The organism is Halomonas zincidurans B6, assembly GCF_000731955.1.
Lineage (GTDB): Bacteria > Pseudomonadota > Gammaproteobacteria > Pseudomonadales > Halomonadaceae > Modicisalibacter > Modicisalibacter zincidurans.
The window spans coordinates 1,777,244-1,794,823 of the sequence record NZ_JNCK01000001.1 but is presented as its reverse complement, the minus strand read 5'-3'; the positions used below and the strand labels follow the sequence as shown (position 1 = coordinate 1,794,823).

General features: G+C 63.8%; 15 protein-coding genes and 4 tRNA genes. 10 read left to right on the top strand and 9 right to left on the bottom strand.

What is annotated here, in order from left to right; all coding sequences use genetic code 11:
* Positions 1–3 precede the first annotated feature (3 nt).
* On the bottom strand, positions 4–744 hold the full coding sequence (locus tag HALZIN_RS0108395; RefSeq protein WP_031383777.1) for a UDP-2,3-diacylglucosamine diphosphatase: 741 nt from the start codon (positions 742–744) through the stop codon (positions 4–6).
* 73 nt (positions 745–817) lie between these two features.
* Complete coding sequence (locus tag HALZIN_RS0108390; protein WP_031383776.1) at positions 818–1,312, bottom strand: peptidylprolyl isomerase; 495 nt, start codon at positions 1,310–1,312, stop codon at positions 818–820.
* 172 nt (positions 1,313–1,484) lie between these two features.
* Here HALZIN_RS0108390 and HALZIN_RS0108385 point away from each other — a divergent pair, with 172 nt between their 5' ends.
* The gene (locus tag HALZIN_RS0108385) at positions 1,485–3,179 is read left to right on the top strand and encodes a glutamine--tRNA ligase/YqeY domain fusion protein (RefSeq protein WP_031383775.1); all 1,695 of its coding nucleotides are present in this window, start codon (positions 1,485–1,487) and stop codon (positions 3,177–3,179) included.
* A gap of 4 nt (positions 3,180–3,183) precedes the next feature.
* On the top strand, positions 3,184–4,575 hold the full coding sequence (gene cysS, locus HALZIN_RS0108380; RefSeq protein ID WP_031383774.1) for a cysteine--tRNA ligase: 1,392 nt from the start codon (positions 3,184–3,186) through the stop codon (positions 4,573–4,575).
* Between the two features lie 120 nt (positions 4,576–4,695).
* Here the strand turns inward: cysS and adhP are convergent, their stop codons facing one another.
* Positions 4,696–5,724, bottom strand: a complete 1,029-nt coding sequence (gene adhP / locus HALZIN_RS0108375; protein WP_031383773.1) for an alcohol dehydrogenase AdhP — start codon at positions 5,722–5,724, stop codon at positions 4,696–4,698.
* 92 nt (positions 5,725–5,816) lie between these two features.
* Entirely contained in the window at positions 5,817–7,337 is a 1,521-nt protein-coding gene (exaC, locus tag HALZIN_RS0108370; protein ID WP_031383772.1) for an acetaldehyde dehydrogenase ExaC, read from the bottom strand.
* A 136-nt stretch (positions 7,338–7,473) separates the two neighbouring features.
* Here exaC and HALZIN_RS0108365 point away from each other — a divergent pair, with 136 nt between their 5' ends.
* Complete coding sequence (locus HALZIN_RS0108365) at positions 7,474–8,163, top strand: response regulator (RefSeq protein ID WP_035575251.1); 690 nt, start codon at positions 7,474–7,476, stop codon at positions 8,161–8,163.
* Here the strand turns inward: HALZIN_RS0108365 and HALZIN_RS0108360 are convergent.
* The 5 genes from HALZIN_RS0108360 to folD form a co-directional block, all read right to left on the bottom strand.
* On the bottom strand, positions 8,137–9,588 hold the full coding sequence (locus HALZIN_RS0108360; protein WP_035575249.1) for an ATP-binding response regulator: 1,452 nt from the start codon (positions 9,586–9,588) through the stop codon (positions 8,137–8,139). The two genes, HALZIN_RS0108365 and HALZIN_RS0108360, sit on opposite strands and share 27 nt — an antisense overlap.
* Positions 9,500–10,717: a nitric oxide-sensing protein NosP gene (nosP, locus tag HALZIN_RS0108355; RefSeq protein ID WP_051907443.1), complete on the bottom strand. Its 1,218-nt coding sequence runs from the start codon at positions 10,715–10,717 to the stop codon at positions 9,500–9,502. The genes HALZIN_RS0108360 and nosP overlap by 89 nt, the downstream gene beginning before the upstream one ends.
* A 246-nt stretch (positions 10,718–10,963) precedes the next feature.
* Positions 10,964–11,689 carry a 5'-methylthioadenosine/S-adenosylhomocysteine nucleosidase gene (gene mtnN / locus HALZIN_RS0108350; RefSeq protein ID WP_031383768.1) on the bottom strand — a complete coding sequence of 242 codons (726 nt, stop codon included), beginning with the start codon at positions 11,687–11,689 and terminating at the stop codon, positions 10,964–10,966.
* A gap of 33 nt (positions 11,690–11,722) precedes the next feature.
* Positions 11,723–12,190, bottom strand: coding sequence for an S-ribosylhomocysteine lyase (locus HALZIN_RS0108345; protein WP_031383767.1), 468 nt, complete (start codon positions 12,188–12,190; stop codon positions 11,723–11,725).
* Between the two features lie 61 nt (positions 12,191–12,251).
* A complete protein-coding gene (gene folD / locus HALZIN_RS0108340) occupies positions 12,252–13,115 on the bottom strand; it encodes a bifunctional methylenetetrahydrofolate dehydrogenase/methenyltetrahydrofolate cyclohydrolase FolD (RefSeq protein WP_031383766.1) in 864 nt (287 codons plus the stop codon).
* Positions 13,116–13,335: 220 nt separating this feature from the next.
* On the opposite strand from folD, the gene HALZIN_RS0108335 reads away from it, so the two are divergent.
* From HALZIN_RS0108335 to clpX, 7 genes are all read left to right on the top strand, one after another.
* Positions 13,336–13,412: transfer RNA gene (locus HALZIN_RS0108335), tRNA-Pro, on the top strand.
* A gap of 57 nt (positions 13,413–13,469) precedes the next feature.
* Positions 13,470–13,546, top strand: a tRNA-Arg gene (locus HALZIN_RS0108330).
* Positions 13,547–13,618: 72 nt separating this feature from the next.
* A tRNA-His gene (locus HALZIN_RS0108325) sits at positions 13,619–13,693 on the top strand.
* Positions 13,694–13,723: 30 nt separating this feature from the next.
* Positions 13,724–13,798, top strand: a tRNA-His gene (locus HALZIN_RS0108320).
* 282 nt (positions 13,799–14,080) lie between these two features.
* On the top strand, positions 14,081–15,442 hold the full coding sequence (tig, locus tag HALZIN_RS0108315; RefSeq protein ID WP_031383765.1) for a trigger factor: 1,362 nt from the start codon (positions 14,081–14,083) through the stop codon (positions 15,440–15,442).
* Positions 15,443–15,551: 109 nt separating this feature from the next.
* A complete protein-coding gene (gene clpP, locus HALZIN_RS0108310; RefSeq protein WP_031383764.1) occupies positions 15,552–16,172 on the top strand; it encodes an ATP-dependent Clp endopeptidase proteolytic subunit ClpP in 621 nt (206 codons plus the stop codon).
* A gap of 69 nt (positions 16,173–16,241) precedes the next feature.
* On the top strand, positions 16,242–17,519 hold the full coding sequence (gene clpX / locus HALZIN_RS0108305) for an ATP-dependent Clp protease ATP-binding subunit ClpX (RefSeq protein WP_031383763.1): 1,278 nt from the start codon (positions 16,242–16,244) through the stop codon (positions 17,517–17,519).
* Positions 17,520–17,580 lie beyond the last annotated feature (61 nt).

The following is a 17,580-nucleotide window of genomic DNA, read 5'->3' as shown; positions in this document are numbered from 1 at the left end:
GGATTATAGCGGGAACGATTCCAGCAGCGGGGCTGTCCGGTCGTCGACACGCACCTGCCAGCCCCGGTCGCTGTGCCAGTCGCCGAGCACGATGCGCTGGGCGGACTGTCCGTCGACTTCCAGGCGATGCACGTCGGGGCGGTGGGTATGGCCGTGAATCAGCGTGCGTACGCCGCATTCGGCCATTCTTCGCACCACTTCGGCGGGCGTGACATCCATGATGTCTTCGGCCTTGTTGGAGTTGGCCTCCCCGGATTGCTGGCGGATCTGCTTGGCCAGTGTCAGACGCTGTTCGACCGGCAGTGCGAGGATCTGCGTCTGCCACTGCGGATCGCGTGCCTTGGCGCGAAACGCCATGTAGGCTTCATCGCGGGTACACAGGCTGTCGCCGTGCATCAACAGCGTTCGTTCACCCCCTGGTTCGCCGCCCAGCGCCACCACGCTGGGGTCGGGCAGCAGGGTGGCGCCGGTGGCCGCGGCGAAACCGTCGCCGATCAGGAAGTCGCGGTTGCCGTGCATGAAATAGAGCCGGGTACCGGCGTCGCTCAGGCGCTTGAGCGCCTCGAGGATGCGGGTCTCGAATTCCCCTTGATAGTCGTCGCCGATCCAGGCTTCGAACAAGTCACCCAGGATGTACAGCGCCTCGGCGTGGCGCGCCTCGCGCTGCAGGTACGCCAGGAAGCCCTGTGCGATGGCGGGCTCGTCGGGATGCAGATGCAGATCGGAAATCAGCAGGGTCGTCATGACAACGGCCTTCGATGCGGGCGGGTGGACAGGCATTGGCCCGTCGCGTGACGGGCCGCAGGAGTGAGATGCCTCAGTCGCGGATTTCGGCACGCTCGAGGATAACGTCCTCGGCGGGCACGTCGGCATGCATGCCGCGTCGGGTGGTCGGCACGGCCTTGATCCGCTCGACCACCTCCATGCCGGCGACGACTTCGCCGAACACGCAATAACCCCAGCCTTGCAGGTTCTTGCCGCGATGATCGAGGAAGTCGTTGTCGGCGATGTTGATGAAGAACTGGGCGGTGGCCGAGTGCGGGTCCTGGGTGCGCGCCATGGCCACGCTACCCTTGCGATTCTTCAGCCCGTTGTCGGCTTCATTGTCGATCGGTTCGCGGGTGGGCTTTTGTTCGAAATCGGTATCGAAGCCGCCGCCCTGAACCATGAAGCCGTTGATCACGCGGTGAAACAGGGTGTCGTCGTAATGCCCGTCACGAACGTATTGTTCGAAGTTGGCCGCGCTCTTGGGCGCCTTGTCATGGTCGAGTTGCAGATGAATCTCGCCATAATTGGTATGCAATACAATCATTGGGATCTCGAACTGGCTGGGTGGAGCGAAACAGTCTGGCGGCGCCTTGGCGAAGCGCGCGAGCGTCACGCTATAATAGCGGCTTTCGAGCGATGCGCGAAGCCGCTCCGGGAAACCGTCCCGGCGTTCGCGACATGGCCACACGCGTAGACAAGAGGTTCCTTGACGTCCCATGACCATTGAGAGCACCAGCGCCCCGAACTTCATCCGCAACCAGATCCGCGAGGAAGTCGACGCGGGCACGGTCGACAAGGTCGTTACCCGCTTTCCCCCCGAGCCCAACGGCTTTCTGCACATCGGCCATGCCAAGTCGATCTGCCTGAATTTCGGGATCGCCGAGCAATTCGGCGGGGACTGCCACCTACGCTTCGACGATACCAACCCGGCCAAGGAAGAACAGGTCTACATCGACGCGATCAAGGCCGATGTGGAATGGCTGGGCTTTGAATGGGCCGGCCCGGTGCGCTTCGCCTCGGATTATTTCGATCAACTGTATGCCTGGGCGCAGCATCTGGTGCGCGAGGACAAGGCCTACGTCGACGACCTGTCACCGGACGAAATTCGCGACTACCGCGGCACGCTGACCGAGCCGGGCCGGCCGAGCCCCTATCGTGATCGCTCTGCCGACGAGAACCTCGATCTGCTCGAGCGCATGCGCAAGGGCGAGTTCGCCGAGGGCGAGAAGGTGCTGCGGGCCAAGATCGACATGGCCTCGCCCAATATCAACCTGCGTGATCCGATCCTCTATCGCATCCGTCATGCCAGCCATCATCAGACCGGCGACAAGTGGAAGATCTACCCGTCATACGACTTTACGCATGGCCAGTCGGATGCCATCGAGGGCGTGACCCATTCGATCTGCACGCTGGAGTTCGAGGATCACCGGCCGCTCTACGACTGGTTCCTGGCCAACCTGCCCGTACCCGGCACGCCGCGCCAGATCGAGTTCGCGCGCTTGAATCTCGACTACACGGTGACCTCCAAGCGTAAGCTCAAGCTGCTCGTCGACCAGGGCTTCGTCGATGGCTGGGACGATCCGCGCATGCCGACCATCTCGGGAATGCGCCGGCGGGGCTACACGCCGGGCTCGATCCGCAAGTTCTGCGAGATGATCGGCGTCACCCGCGCCGAGGGCGGGGTGGTCGACATCGCCATGCTCTACCATGCCATTCGTGCGGATCTCGAGGACAACGCGCCGCGGGCGATGTGCGTGCTCAAGCCGCTCAAGGTCGTGCTGACCAATGTGCCGGCGGGGCATGACGAGGTCTTCGAGGTCGCCGGCCACCCGGCCCGCGACGACATGGGCACGCGGCGCCTGCCGCTGACTCGCGAGATCTGGATCGATGCCGACGACTTCATGGAGGCGCCGCCGAAGAAGTTCTTCCGCCTGGCGCCGGGCAAGGAGGTTCGCCTGCGCAACGCCTACGTGATTCGGTGCGACGAGGTGATCAAGGACGCGGCCGGGGAGGTCAGCGAGCTGCGCTGCTCGGTCGATTTCGACACGCTCGGCCAGAACCCCGAAGGCCGCAAGGTCAAGGGCGTGATCCACTGGGTGAGCGCCGAGCAGGCGGTGCCCGTGGAAGTGCGTCTCTACGACAACCTGTTCCAGGTCGAGGCGCCGGATCGCGATCGCGACGTCGATTTCCTCGAGCACCTCAACCGCGACTCGCTGAGCGTCGTCGAGGGCTACGCCGAACCCAGCCTGGCCGAGGTCGCGCCGGAAAGCCGCTATCAGTTCGAGCGGATCGGCTATTTCTGCGCCGATCGCCACGCGGCGGCCGAGGGCAAGCGGGTGTTCAATCGCATCGTCGGGCTCAAGGACAGCTGGGCGCGGATCCAGAAACAACAGGCGCAGAAGAAGGGCTGAGCGCATGCAGATCTACAACACCCTGACCCGGCGCAAGGAGCCGTTCACGCCGATCGAGGCCGGCAAGGTGCGCATGTACGTGTGCGGCATCACCGTCTATGACTACTGCCATATCGGCCATGCCCGGGTGATGGTGGCGTTCGACGTGATCACCCGCTACCTGCGCAGTCGCGGGTACGATGTCAACTACGTGCGCAACATCACCGACATCGACGACAAGATCCTCAAGCGGGCCATTGATAACGGCGAGACCATCAGCGCGTTGACCGAACGCATGATCGTCGCCATGCACGAGGACGAGGATCGCCTGGGGGTGTTGCGCCCCGACCACGAGCCGCGCGCCACGGCACACATCGACGACATCGTGGCGATGATCGAGACGCTGATCGGCAAGGGTTACGCCTACGCGGCGGCCAACGGCGACGTCTATTACCGGGTTCGCCAGTTCGCCGATTACGGCAAGCTCAATAACCGCGACCTGGATGAGATGCGCTCCGGGGCCCGGGTCGAAGTCGACGTGCACAAGGAGGATCCGCTGGATTTCGTGCTCTGGAAGGCCGCCAAGCCCGGTGAGGCGAGTTGGCCGTCGCCCTGGGGCGCAGGGCGCCCGGGCTGGCATATCGAATGCTCGGCGATGTCGACCTGCTGCCTGGGGGACACCTTCGACATCCACGGCGGCGGCCCCGATCTGACCTTTCCGCACCACGAGAACGAGATCGCCCAGAGCGAGGCGGCGACCGGCAAGCGCTACGTCAATACCTGGATGCATGCCGGTGCGGTACGCGTCGATCAGCAGAAGATGTCCAAGTCGCTGGGCAACTTCTTCACCATCCGCGATGTGCTGGAAGTGCACGATCCCGAGGTGGTGCGCTACCTGCTGGTGGCCAGCCACTATCGAAGCCCGATCAACTATGCGCCGGACGCGCTCGGCGATGCCCGTCGCTCGCTGGAGCGCTTCTATAATGCGCTGCAGGACGTGACGCCGGAGCAGGGTGAGCTCGACGGCCGTTTCGCCGCACGCTTCACGGCGGCGATGGACGACGATTTCAACACCGCCGAGGCGCTGGCCGTGCTCTTCGAACTGGCCCGCGAGCTCAATCGCGCCAAGCAGGACGATGCCGCGCGGGCCCCGGCGCTGGCCTTCGAGCTCAGGCGCCTGGGCGGGTTGCTGGGGCTGTTCGAACAGGAGCCTGCGGTATTCCTCAAGGGGGGGAGCGATACGCTGCCGCTGCCCGAGGCCGATATAGAGGCGCGTATCGCGGCCCGGGCCGAGGCCAAGCGGGCGCGTGACTTCGTCGAGGCCGATCGCATCCGCGATGAGCTGGCGGCGCTTGGCATCGTGCTCAAGGACTCCCGGGAAGGAACGTCCTGGGTGCTGGAGCGGGGCCAGGCGTAGCCTGCCTGTAAAAACTGCCAGTCCGATCGTTGTCGCCGTGGCGGCGCTACGGACCGGCAACAGCAATGGACGGGGCGCGACCGATGTCGCGCCCCGCGAGGATCAACCGGGCAGTTGCCGTCAGTCGGTCATGTCGATGACGACCCGCCCCTCGATGCTGCCGGCGAGCATGCGCGCGAAGATATCGTTGATGTTTTCCAGCCGGTCGGCATGCACCGTGGCCTTGACCTTGCCCTCACCCGCGAAGTCCAGTGCCTCCTGCATGTCGAGGCGGGTACCGACGATCGACCCCCGCACGGTGATGCCGTTGAGTACCATGTCGAAGATGGGCAGCGGAAAATCCCCTGGCGGCAGGCCGTTCAGGGCCACTGTTCCGCCGCGGCGTATCATGCCCAGCGCCTGCTCGAAGGCCACCGGCGATACCGCCGTCACCAGCGCGCCGTGGGCACCGCCGATCGCCTGCTTGAGGTAGGCGGCGGGATCCTGCTGCCTGGCATTGACGGTGACCGTGGCACCGAGCCGTTCGGCAAGCGCCAGCTTGCTGTCGTCGATATCCACGGCGGCAACGTTCATGCCCATTGCCTTGGCATACTGCACCGCCATGTGGCCCAGGCCGCCGATACCGGAAATGACCACCCACTGGCCGGGGCGGGTATCGGTCATCTTCAGGCCCTTGTAGACCGTCACGCCGGCGCACAGGACCGGGGCGATCTCCAGGAAGTCGACATTGTCCGGCAGCCGCCCGACATAGTCGGCCTGGGCCAGCGTGTAGCCGGCGAAACCGCCATTGACCGAGTAGCCGGTATTCTGCTGGGACTCGCACAGCGTCTCCCAGCCGCCCAGGCAGTGCTCGCAATGCCCGCAGGTGGAGTACAGCCAGGGGATGCCGACCCGGTCGCCCTCCTTGACATGCTTGACGCCATCGCCCACCGCGACCACGTGACCAACGCCTTCGTGGCCGGGAATGAACGGTGGCTCGGGCTTGACCGGCCAGTCGCCGTGGGCGGCATGCAGGTCGGTGTGACAGACGCCGGAGGCGGCGATCTTGACCAGCAGTTCGCCGGGGCCCGGCCGGGGGACCGGCGCTTCCTCGATGACCAACGGTTCGCCGAAGGTACGAACCACTGCGGCTTGCATGGTGGAATCCATGGCATGCTCCTTTGTTTTTTGCTTGGGACGGCACCTGGCGTAATCGCCGTGGCCGCTGGAACGCTGCGGGCGCAAGGCCCGCGGCGGCAGGCTCAGAAGAAGCCCAGCGGGTTGGTGTCGTAGCTGACCAGCAGGTTCTTGGTCTGCTGATAGTGCTCCAGCGCCATCTTGTGGGTCTCGCGACCCACGCCGGACTTCTTGTAGCCGCCGAAGGCGGCATGCGCCGGGTACTGGTGGTAGCAGTTGGTCCACACCCGGCCCGCCTGGATGCCGCGCCCCATGCGGAAGGCGACGTTCATGTCGCGGGTCCAGACCCCGGCGCCCAGGCCGAACTCGGTGTCGTTGGCGATCGCCAGCGCCTCCGCCTCGTCCTTGAAGGTGGTCACCGCCACCACCGGGCCGAAGATCTCCTCCTGGAACACGCGCATGCTGTTGTCACCCTTGAGCAGCGTCGGCTGGATGTAGTAGCCCTTGTCGTAGGCCGGATCGAAGCTCTCCTTGCCGCCGCCGGTGAGGAATTCGGCACCCTCCTCGCGGGCCACGTCCATGTAGCTCATGATCTTGTCGTACTGCTCCTGGCTGGCCTGGGCGCCCACCTGGACCTCGGTGTCCAGCGGATTGCCGCGCTTGATCGCCCGGGTGCGCTCCATCACCTTGGCCATGAAGGGCTCGTACATGGCTTCCTGGATCAGCGCCCGCGACGGGCAGGTGCAGACCTCGCCCTGATTGAAGAACGCCAGCACCAGCCCTTCCACCGCCTTGTCGATGAATTCCGGCTCGGCGTTCATGATGTCGGCGAAATAGACGTTGGGCGACTTGCCGCCCAGTTCCACCGTCGAGGGGATGATGTTGTCGGCGGCGCACTTGAGGATGTGCGCACCGACCGGCGTCGAGCCGGTGAAGGCGATCTTGGCGATGCGCTTGCTGCTCGCCAGCGCCTGGCCGGCTTCCTCGCCGAGGCCGTTGACGATGTTGACCACCCCCGCCGGCAGCAGGTCGCCGATCAGCTCCATCAGCTTGAGGATCGACGCCGGGGTCTGTTCGGCGGGCTTGAGCACCACGCAGTTGCCCGCCGCCAGTGCCGGGGCCAGTTTCCACACCGCCATCAGGATCGGGAAGTTCCAGGGGATGATCTGGCCGACCACGCCCAGCGGCTCATGGAAGTGATAGGACACGGTATTGGCGTCGATGTCCGCCGCGGTGCCCTCCTGGGCGCGGATGCAGCCGGCGAAGTAGCGGAAATGATCCACCGCCAGCGGCATGTCGGCGTTGAGCGTCTCGCGCACCGCCTTGCCGTTGTCCCAGCTCTCGGCGACGGCGAGCGTCTCCAGGTTCTGCTCGATGCGATCGGCGATCTTCAGCAGGAGGTTGCCACGCTCGGTGGCCGAGGTCCTGCCCCAGGCCGGGGCGGCCGCGTGGGCGGCGTCGAGGGCCTTGTCTATGTCCTCGGCGCTCGAGCGCGGGATCTCGCAGAACACCTCGCCGGTGATCGGCGTGACGTTATCGAAGTACTGGCCCTTGACCGGGGCGACGAACTCGCCGCCGATGTAATTGCCATAGCGTTTTTCGAAGCCGACGACGCTGCCGTCGCTTCCGGGGTTGGCGTAGATCATGGCGCGTGCTCCTGTTGCGGATGTTATCGTTATGGGTGACTCTGTGTCAGTCTTGGTCAGATGCCCGAGGCGGGACATCCTTCCGAGGCAGGAGAGCGCCTCCTCCGTTGGGAGGAGGCGAAACGGAGCGAGCGCCATGCATACCCTGCTGATCGCCGACGATCACCCCATGTTCCGCGAAGCGATGGTCGACGCCATTGCCGCTGCCTTGCCCGACACCACCATCCTCCAGGCCGCGACCCTGGCCCAGACGCTACGCGATGCCGCCGCGCACGAAGAGATCGACCTGCTGTTGTTCGACTTGAGCTTGCCCGACAGCGAGGGGCTCGATGGCCTGGTCCGGCTGCGCGAGCAGTTGCCCTGGCTGCCGGTCGCGATCATTTCCGCCGAGCAGGGCCGCGAGACGGTACTGGAAGCGCTCAACCTCGGTGCGGTCGGCTATATTCCCAAGTCGACACCCCGTCAGGAATTGCTGGCGGCGCTGCGACAGGTCCTGGAAGGGCGGGTTTATCTACCGGCCGATCTGCTGCGCCGGCCATCGTCGGCTCCGCGGCCGGAGGCGACGAAAGCGCTTGGCCTGACGCCATTGACCGCCAAGCAGCGCGAGGTTCTGGCGCGGATGTCGCAGGGAAAATCCAACAAGCATATTGCCCGCGAGTTGATGATTGCCGAAACCACGGTCAAGACGCATGTTTCCGCGATCCTTGGCAAGCTCGGGGTGAGCAGTCGGGTCCAGGCGATTCTGACCGCCCACGAGCAGCACCTTGCCCCTGTGGACGAGGCGTCGGCAGGGCTCGGTTCACGTCCTCTCGAGCAGGCTGAGTAGCTGCATCTTCAGGCGCAGCGGTTTGACCGGCTTGAGCAGCCAGCCGAATCCCCGCATGCGGGCGCTGTGCTTGAGCGCGGCATCATGATTGGCCGTGATCACCAGTACCGGCAGGCCGGGCCAGCGCTCGTGCAGCCGGCTCGCCGTCTCCAGTCCGTCCGGATCGCCATCGTCGAGATGATAGTCGACGATCAGTACGTCCGGTGATGCGGTCTCGCCTTCCAGTACCCCGGGACCGCGCGCCGCCATGACCCGGCATCCCCAGCTTCCCAGCAGCGCCTGCATGCCCTCGCGAATGGCCAGGTCGTCATCGATGACCCATATCGTTCGGCCGGATAGCGGTTCGTCATCCGGCATGGCTTCGGTCACTGCCTGGACACGCTTCCCTGCGGGCCGATGCGCGTAGGGGACCAGTACCGAGAACAGCGAGCCTCGACCGGGCCTGGATGCCAGCCCCACGGGGTGGTCGAGCATCGAGGTGATGCGGTCGACGATGGCCAGGCCGAGCCCCAGGCCACGATCCTGGTCGACACGGCGATTTTCGGCGCGCCGGAATTCCAGGAAGATCGCTTTGCGCTGGTCTTCGGGGATGCCCGGGCCTGTATCGCCGACGCAGATTTCCAGACCTCCCGCCCGCCGGCGACAGCCCAGCAGAACATGGCCCCTGGCGGTATAGCGGATGGCATTGGTGAGAAAATTACGCACCACCCGCGCCAACAGCTGCAGGTCGGAGTCGATCACGGCTCCGCTGCGCACGTAGTGCAGGGCCAGTCCCTGCGAGGCAGCAATCTGCTGATATTCATGGGCCAGCATGTCGAGCAGGTCGGCGGCTTCGAAAGGCGCCACATCGGCCTTGAGAACCCCGGCATCCAGCCGCGAGATATCCACCAGGGTACCCAGCAGGGTCTCGACATCCTTGAGCGAGCGGCCGAGGTGCTCGACCAGATGCCGAGCGTCCTCGGGCACCCGGTGCTCGCCCAGGGCACTGGCGAACAGTCGGGCGGCGTTCAATGGCTGCAGCAGATCATGGCTGACGGCAGCGAGAAACCTGGTCTTGGACGAGTTGGCCGCCTCGGCTTCCTGCTTGGCTTCGATCAATCGCTGCTCCGCCGAGGCGCGATTGTGGATCTCCTCTCGCAACTGGGCATTCACCTGGCCGAGCTCATCGAGGGTGTGATGCAGTGTCTCGGTTCGCTCGCGTACCTGCTCTGCAAGCAGCACGGCGTGTTCGAAGGCGGCATAAGGCGCACCCTCGGCGGCGCCGCTCGACTCGACGCGTTCGATCAGCGCCGCGCACACCTTGCGCAGGCGGCGGTTCTCGTCGACCAGCGCCTGCTCACGCGCCGTGGCTGGCGCCATCTGCTGCGTCGGGTCGGGGATGGCCAATAGCGACACCGGTAAAGGTCTGGTTGATGTGCATGCCATGGTGCTGTTCCCCGTAGGTGTTGAAGCCGATCGCACGCCACCGGCGCAACAGCTCCGAGGCCGATTGCGCTTCGCCGAGCGCTTCGATGGCCAGGCGGCGCAGGAAACAGTCGCAACCGATGATCAGCGTCGGCGGCCCGAGACGTGATTCGAGCTCGGTGAGCACCTGTTCGAGGTCGGCCAGGATCGGCGTCGGTCGCATGGCGGTCAGGACGATGCCGTTCTCCACCGCACAATAGAAGGTCAGGCTGCCGTCCGCATGGATCCGCTGGATGGAACGTGCGTAGAATCGCTCGCCAATACGCACCGCCAGGGGATGTTGGGCGAAATCGGCTTCACTCAGCCGCGCTACCTCGCGCCCGACCAGCCGGGCGTATTCTCCGGCCGCCGGTGCGGCATTGAGCTCGTGTACGGTGCGTTGGTGCCGATCCGCGGCGGTGACCACCAGTTTCTCGGCGCACGGGCGCAGGTGGTGCGTGCTGAAGACTTCGAACGGCAATGGCGTGGTGATCATCACCACAACCGCCGCCTGACTGTGGAAATGCCCCCGATGATAGACGTAGGTATGAGCGAGGCGATTGTCATCGCCCGCCGACCCGCCGAAACTGGGAATGTTGCCGAGTGCGGCATCCAGCGTGGCCAATACCTGCTCCTCGCTGCTCGAAAGTCCGTCGAGCAGGGTCAGGGCGAAGCTGTGATCGGAAGCGGACACCGTCGATTGCCGCCGGCACTCGCCGAGCAGCTTGTCTACCAGGCATTGTGCCCGTAACAGATCGAAGGATTCCAGGTCGGCGATCAATGTCGGGGCAACGGTGAAGAAACGCCGGTCGAAGCCAATGGCGACCACGCATCCCCGCCCGTAGCCGGTGGGGGTGATTTCCCCCGCGGTGGTACAGCCACTCACCGGTACATGCGGGAATGTCTCATCGAGTGCATGCCCCAGCTCATCCAGCGGATATTCGGTACTGCAGAAGAACAGCACCGCGCCCAGGTGGGCATGCTGCAGTCCGTCGGCTAACTCCCGGACAGCCAGTTGCGGGTCGCGATGGAGGGACCAGGCCGTGCGCACGGGCTTCACTTCCCGGTAAGGCGAGAGGGGCGCTATGTCATTCGGGGAGGCATCGAGCATGGCGGCGGCTGTCGCATCGTTGGCGTTTTTCGGCAGTGTATGCCTGGCTCGATCCCGTCACAACGAATGCCCCGGCATGAATCATCGATTGCATGTCGGGCATCATGAACAGCCGCCTCGGAAACAGCCGGCGAGCGGTGTAGTACGATCGAAGCGCCGCTTCTTGCTTCCTGCAACCCGGTTCAGGGAGTCAAGGCGGCGTTGCCGATCCAGACCGATGAACATTTCCGCTAGTGCTGACCCTGCTCAGGCCTGCTGTGGTGCGTGGCGCGTCGTGCCCAGGCGCTTGACCATCGCTTCGACCATCTGCGCGGAGTGGGTCGCCGCCTGATCGATGAACTCCTTGAAGGAGACGTTCGACTCCTTGCCGGCGATGTCCGACAGGGCGCGAATCACCACGAACGGGCAGCCATACAGATGACATGTCTGGGCGATGGCGGCCGCTTCCATCTCGGCGGCCAGCATGGTCGGTAAACGACCGCGGGTAAGCGCGACGGCATCGGGGCAGGCCATGAAGGCGTCGCCGGTGGCGATCAGCCCTTCATGGACGCGCAGGTGGCCCAACTCCTCGACACATTCCCGGGCGACGCTGACCAGTCGCTGGTCGGGCAGGTAGGCGGCGGGCATCAACGGCACCTGACCGTGCTCGTAGCCGAACACCACGGCATCGACATCATGATGGCGAACCTCGCTGGAGATCACCACGTCGCCGACCTCGAGTTCGGCCCCGAAGCCGCCGGCCGAGCCGGTGTTGATGATCACCTCGGGCTGGTACATGTCGAGCAGCAAGGTGGTGCCGACCGCCGCGTTGACCTTGCCGATGCCGGACTGGAGGATCACCACCTCCACGCCGTGAAGCTGTCCGATATGGAAGGTCGAGCCAACGTGCTGGCGGGTCTGGCGGTTGTCGAGCAGTGAGGCCAGGCGTGCCACCTCTTCGGCCATGGCACCGATGATGCCTATCTTATGCATGTGTCGAGCAGTCCTTCTGCGGGATGGGCAGGCTCAGGCGAAAACCTGGTTCCATTCGTCGCGCTTGGCGAGGAACTCGCGCGCCAGGGTCTTGGCGCCGTTCAGGCTATGGCTGGCCGCCCAGCCGCACTGCGTCTCGTTGCAGGCCGGCACCTCGTCGGCGGCGAGAACATCCTTCAGGGTGCCTTCGATCAGGTCGAGGACATCGTCGTAGTCGTCATGGTTGATCATCGCGATGTAGAAACCGGTCTGACAGCCCATCGGGCTGATGTCGACGACCTTGTCGCTGTGATTGCGCGACAGCTCGGCCATCAAGTGCTCCAGAGAGTGCAGCGCGGGCATCTCCATGTGGCCCTGGTTGGGCTGGCAGATGCGCATGTCGTACTTGTGGATGTTGTCGCCGTGGATGCCGGTCTTGATGCCGGCCAGGCGGACATAGGGCGCTTTGACCTTGGTGTGATCCAGGTTGAAGCTTTCCACGTTCATCGGCTTGTCGCTCATCCGGGACTCCTGGTTGCTGAACTATCGCAAAGATTAGGGGGCCAATTATAACGAAGGGACATCAACCGTGCATTGCATCATGCCGCTCGGCGGCATCGAGGGTGTTCTCGAGCAACGAGGCCACGGTCATCGGTCCGACGCCGCCGGGGACCGGGGTAATGTAGCTGGCGCGGCTGGCAGCCGACTCGAATTCGACGTCGCCGATCAGGCTGCCGTCCGCTTGCCGATTGATGCCTACATCGATGACGATCGCGCCGGGCTTGACCCATTCGCCGCTGACCACGCCGGGCTTGCCGACGGCCACGACGAGTATATCGGCGCGCTGCACATGACTCTTCAAGTCGCGAGTGAAGCGATGACACACGGTGGTAGTGCTGCCGGCGAGCATCAATTCCAGCGCCATCGGCCGGCCGACGATGTTGGAAGCGCCAACGATAGTGGCGTCCAGGCCGCGCACCGCCAAGCCGCTCTCTTGCAGCAGCGTCATGATGCCCTTGGGTGTGCAGGGGCGCAGTAGCGGCAGGCGTTGTGCCAGGCGCCCGAGGTTATAGGGGTGAAAGCCATCGACGTCCTTGTCGGGTCGAATGCGTTCGAGAATCGGCCGTTCGTCGAGATGGGCCGGCAGTGGAAGCTGGACGAGGATGCCGTCGACGCTGGCATCGGCATTGAGGCGATCGACGAGCTGTTCCAGCTCCTGCTGGGAGATACCGGCGGGCAGGGCGTGCCGGAACGAGTGGATGCCGGCCTGCTCGCAAGCGCGGTGCTTGTTGCGCACGTAGACCTCCGAGGCGGGGTCTTCGCCAACCAGGACCACGGCCAGGCCGGGTACTCGATGCCCTGACTCGCGGCGAGCGGCAACCCGTCGAGCAACCTGTTGGCGAACATGCGCGGCAATGGCCTTGCCATCGATCATTTGGGCGGTCATCGAAGATTCCTTTGCACTGATGCGGGCTACGGTGCCGGCGATGAAGAGGCGGCGATGCAAGGGCGCCGATTTTCGCACGCTCCCGGCTCCAGTCAAAGCGCCGGCGACCACCGGGCTGCCTTGAAAGCAGCGCTAACGGCTTGACCTGCGGTGTGTCTTGAGTAGAATATGCAGCGCTTGACGAGGCCTATGGCGGCGTCAAGGCCGTGTTCAGCGTCGACGGGGCATAGCGCAGTCTGGTAGCGCGCCTGCTTTGGGAGCAGGATGTCGGGGGTTCAAATCCCTCTGCCCCGACCAGCCGGCGATGACCGCAAGCAGTGCCGTCAGCTTGACTGGTCAAGGCCTTAGCGATAGGCGCTCATAGCTCAACCGGATAGAGCAACGGCCTTCTAAGCCGTAGGTTGCAGGTTCGAGTCCTGCTGGGCGCGCCAGGCAGTCGCTGGTCGGCTCCGGCAAAGCGTACTGACAGGCCGAGCGGCTCGTGGGCATGACAAGCGACAATGGTGGATGTAGCTCAGTGGTAGAGCCCCGGATTGTGGCTCCGGTGGTCGTGGGTTCGATCCCCATCATCCACCCCATGTCGTCTTGCGGCCGTCTCTTTCGAAGTGGTGGGTGTAGCTCAGTGGTAGAGCCCCGGATTGTGGCTCCGGTGGTCGTGGGTTCGATCCCCATCATCCACCCCATTTCGCAAGGCGTCGTCTAGGCAAGGCGCCATCCCGTTTCTTTTTCCCCGCCCTGATTTCTCTGTATCATTCGGTTGGCAATGAGTCATCGGTTTCGATATTGCGCGCGCATTGCGCGTGATCGAGGTCATACAGCAATTAGCGCTCAGGCCTTGTAAAATGCGTCTTGTAACACCATAACCTGACACATTGGTCGTGCTTGCCAGCGCGCCCGGGGGTTCTTAGAATCCAGCTCTTTTGACATACTCCAAACGAAACGCCTTAGTCGGTAGAGGACCATCCATGCAAGTTTCCGTCGAAACGACTTCACAGATCGAACGCCGCGTCACGGTACAAATACCCGCCGGCGAGGTCGATCAGGCTGTTAGCGAGCGTCTTCGCGATACCGCCCAGCGTGTGCGCCTGAACGGCTTCCGCCAGGGCCGGGTGCCGATGGCGGTAGTCAAGCAGCGTTACGGTCGCGACGTGCGCAACGAGGTGGTCGGCGAGCTGATGCGCCAGAACTACGTCAAGGCGATCGCCGAGCAGAGCCTCAATCCGGCCGGGTATCCGGATATCGAGCCGACGGTCAACGAGGCTGGCAAGGATCTTGAGTTCGTCGCCACGCTGGAAATCTATCCGGAAATCGAGCTGGCCTCCATCGAGGGTGCCGAGATCGCGCGTCCGGTCGCCGAGGTCACCGACGCCGATATCGACCAGATGATCGAGACGCTGCGCAAGCAGAACACGGGCTGGGAGCCCGTCGAGCGTGAAGCGGCGGATGGCGATCAGGTCAAGATCGATTTCAGAGGCTATCTCGGCGACGAGCCGTTCGAAGGCGGCGAGGCCGAAGGCCATGAGTTGGTGATCGGTTCCAACAGTTTCATTCCCGGCTTCGAAGAGCAGCTGGTCGGCGCCAAGGCCGGCGACGAAAAAACCCTCAAGGTGACCTTCCCCGAGGATTACCAGGCAGAACATCTGGCCGGCCAGGAAGCGACCTTCGAGGTCAAGATTCACCAGGTCAATGCCCAGCAGTTGCCCGAGGTGGACGCTGAATTCATCCAGCGCTTCGGTGTCGAAGAAGGCGACCTGGACAAGTTCCGCAGCGAAGTGCGCAACAACATGCAGCGCGAGATCAAGCAGGCCGTCGACAATCGCGTCAAGCAGCAGGTGCTCGAGGCGCTGCAGAAGGCCAATGACGTTCCCGTGCCGGCCTCGCTGATCGAGCAGGAGACCGATACCCTCAAGCGTCAGGCGGCTCAGCAGTTCAGTCTGGGCGATGACTTCGACGTTTCCCAATTGCCCGACGAGCTGTTTGCCGATCAGGCCAAGAGCCGGGTGCAGGTGGGGCTGTTGCTCGCCAAGGTGATCGAGGCTCACGAACTCGAGGCCAGCGACGATGAGATCAAGGCCAAGGTCGAGGAACTCGCCCAGCAGTATCAGCAGCCTGAAGAGGTGATCGAGTACTACCTCAAGGACGAGCAGATGAAGAACCAGGTCAAGTCCGCCGTTCTCGAAGAGAAGGCGGTTGACACGCTTCTCGCCCAGGCACGGGTTAAGGACATCGCGATGTCCTACGAACAAGCGCTCCAGGCGGCGCAACAGCAGCAGGGCGGCGAAGAAGACGCCGAGAACGCTGGCGATACGTCGTCACAGCAGGCCTGATTCGCGACGGCTCAGCAACGCCGGCCCGGCTCCGGCCGGGTCTCTGGTCACTGCAACGCGGATAGGGCGGCGCTGGATTTTCCAATCACCGGATTAAGGAAGTCACGCAATGGGCAACGAGTTCGATATTCAAAACGCCGGTGGCTTGGTCCCCATGGTGGTCGAGCAGAGCGCGCGCGGCGAGCGTTCCTACGATATATATTCTCGCCTGCTCAAGGAGCGGGTGATCTTCCTGGTGGGGCCGGTGGAAGACTACACCGCCAACCTGGTGGTCGCGCAGTTGCTGTTCCTCGAGTCCGAGAACCCGGACAAGGATGTTCACCTGTACATCAACTCGCCGGGCGGTTCGGTGACGGCGGGCATGTCGATCTACGACACCATGCAGTTCATCAAGCCCGACGTCTCCACGGTGTGTCTGGGGCAGGCAGCCAGCATGGGCGCGCTGTTGCTGGCCGGTGGTGCCAAGGACAAGCGCTTTTGCCTGCCGAATTCACGGATGATGATTCATCAGCCGCTGGGCGGGTATCAGGGCCAGGCTTCGGATATCGAGATTCATACCAAGGAAATTCTCAGTATCCGCCATAAACTCAACCGTATCCTGGCCGATCATACAGGACAGGATATCGAAACCATCGCCAGAGATACCGACCGTGACAACTTCATGGACGGCAGCCAGGCGGTGGAATATGGTCTGATCGATGCGGTGCTGGATAAGCGCCCGGCATCCTGATAGCGTAAATTCTATCCATGCATATCATGGCGGCCCGCGGCGGGTCGCCTGCCCTAATGAGGTACGCGAATGGCCGACGGCAAAGGCAAAGACGAGGGCAAGCTGCTGTACTGCTCGTTCTGCGGCAAGAATCAGAACGAGGTGCGCAAGCTGATTGCAGGCCCTTCCGTCTACATCTGCGACGAATGTGTCGACTTGTGCAACGACATCATTCGCGAGGAAGTCCTCGAGGCCGACGCAGAGGGTGACGAGGATCGCCTGCCCGCTCCGCGCGAGCTCCGCAATACCCTCGACGATTACGTGATCGGTCAGGACCGCGCCAAGATGGTGTTGTCCGTGGCCGTCTACAATCACTACAAGCGCTTGCGCGCCGGCGTGAAGTCGGGCGAGGTCGAACTCGGCAAGTCGAACATTCTGCTGATCGGGCCGACCGGGAGCGGCAAGACGCTGCTCGCCGAGACGTTGGCGCGCTTGCTCAACGTGCCGTTCACCATCGCCGATGCAACGACGCTGACCGAAGCCGGCTACGTGGGCGAGGACGTCGAGAACATCATCCAGAAGCTGCTCCAGAAGTGCGACTACGACGTCGAGAAGGCGCAGAAGGGGATCGTCTATATCGACGAGATCGACAAGATCTCGCGCAAGTCGGACAACCCCTCGATCACTCGCGACGTCTCCGGCGAGGGCGTGCAGCAGGCACTGCTCAAGCTCATCGAGGGCACCACCGCCTCGGTGCCGCCGCAGGGCGGGCGCAAGCATCCGCAGCAGGAGTTCCTGCAGGTCGATACCGGCGATATCCTGTTCATCGTCGGCGGTGCGTTCGCTGGCCTGGACAAGGTGATCCGTGACCGCGCCGAGAAGGGGGGCATCGGCTTCAATGCCTCGGTCAAGAGCAAGGACAACGCGCAGGGCGTCGGTGACGTGCTGGCCCGGGTGGAGCCCGAGGATCTGGTCAAGTTCGGTCTTATCCCTGAGTTCGTGGGTCGTCTGCCGGTCATCGCGACGTTGACCGAGCTGACCGAGGATGCCTTGATCGAGATTCTCACCGAGCCCAAGAACTCGCTGATCAAGCAGTACGCCAAGCTCTTCGAGATGGAGAACGTCGAGCTCGACTTCCGCGAAGACGCCCTGCGTGCAGTGGCGCACAAGGCGATGGCGCGCAAGACCGGGGCGCGCGGACTGCGCTCGATTCTCGAGTCGGTACTGCTCGATACCATGTACGAAGTGCCGTCACTGGGTGGCGTGACCAAAGTGGTGATCGACGAGTCGGTGATCGCGGGAGAGAGCGAGCCGCTGCTGATCTACTCCCAGCAGGAAGAAAGCAAGGTCGCCAACAAGGGCGGTTGAACCTTTCTCGTTGCGACGGGGGCCGTTGAGGCCCCCTTTTCGTTTCTGCAGGCCCGCTGGC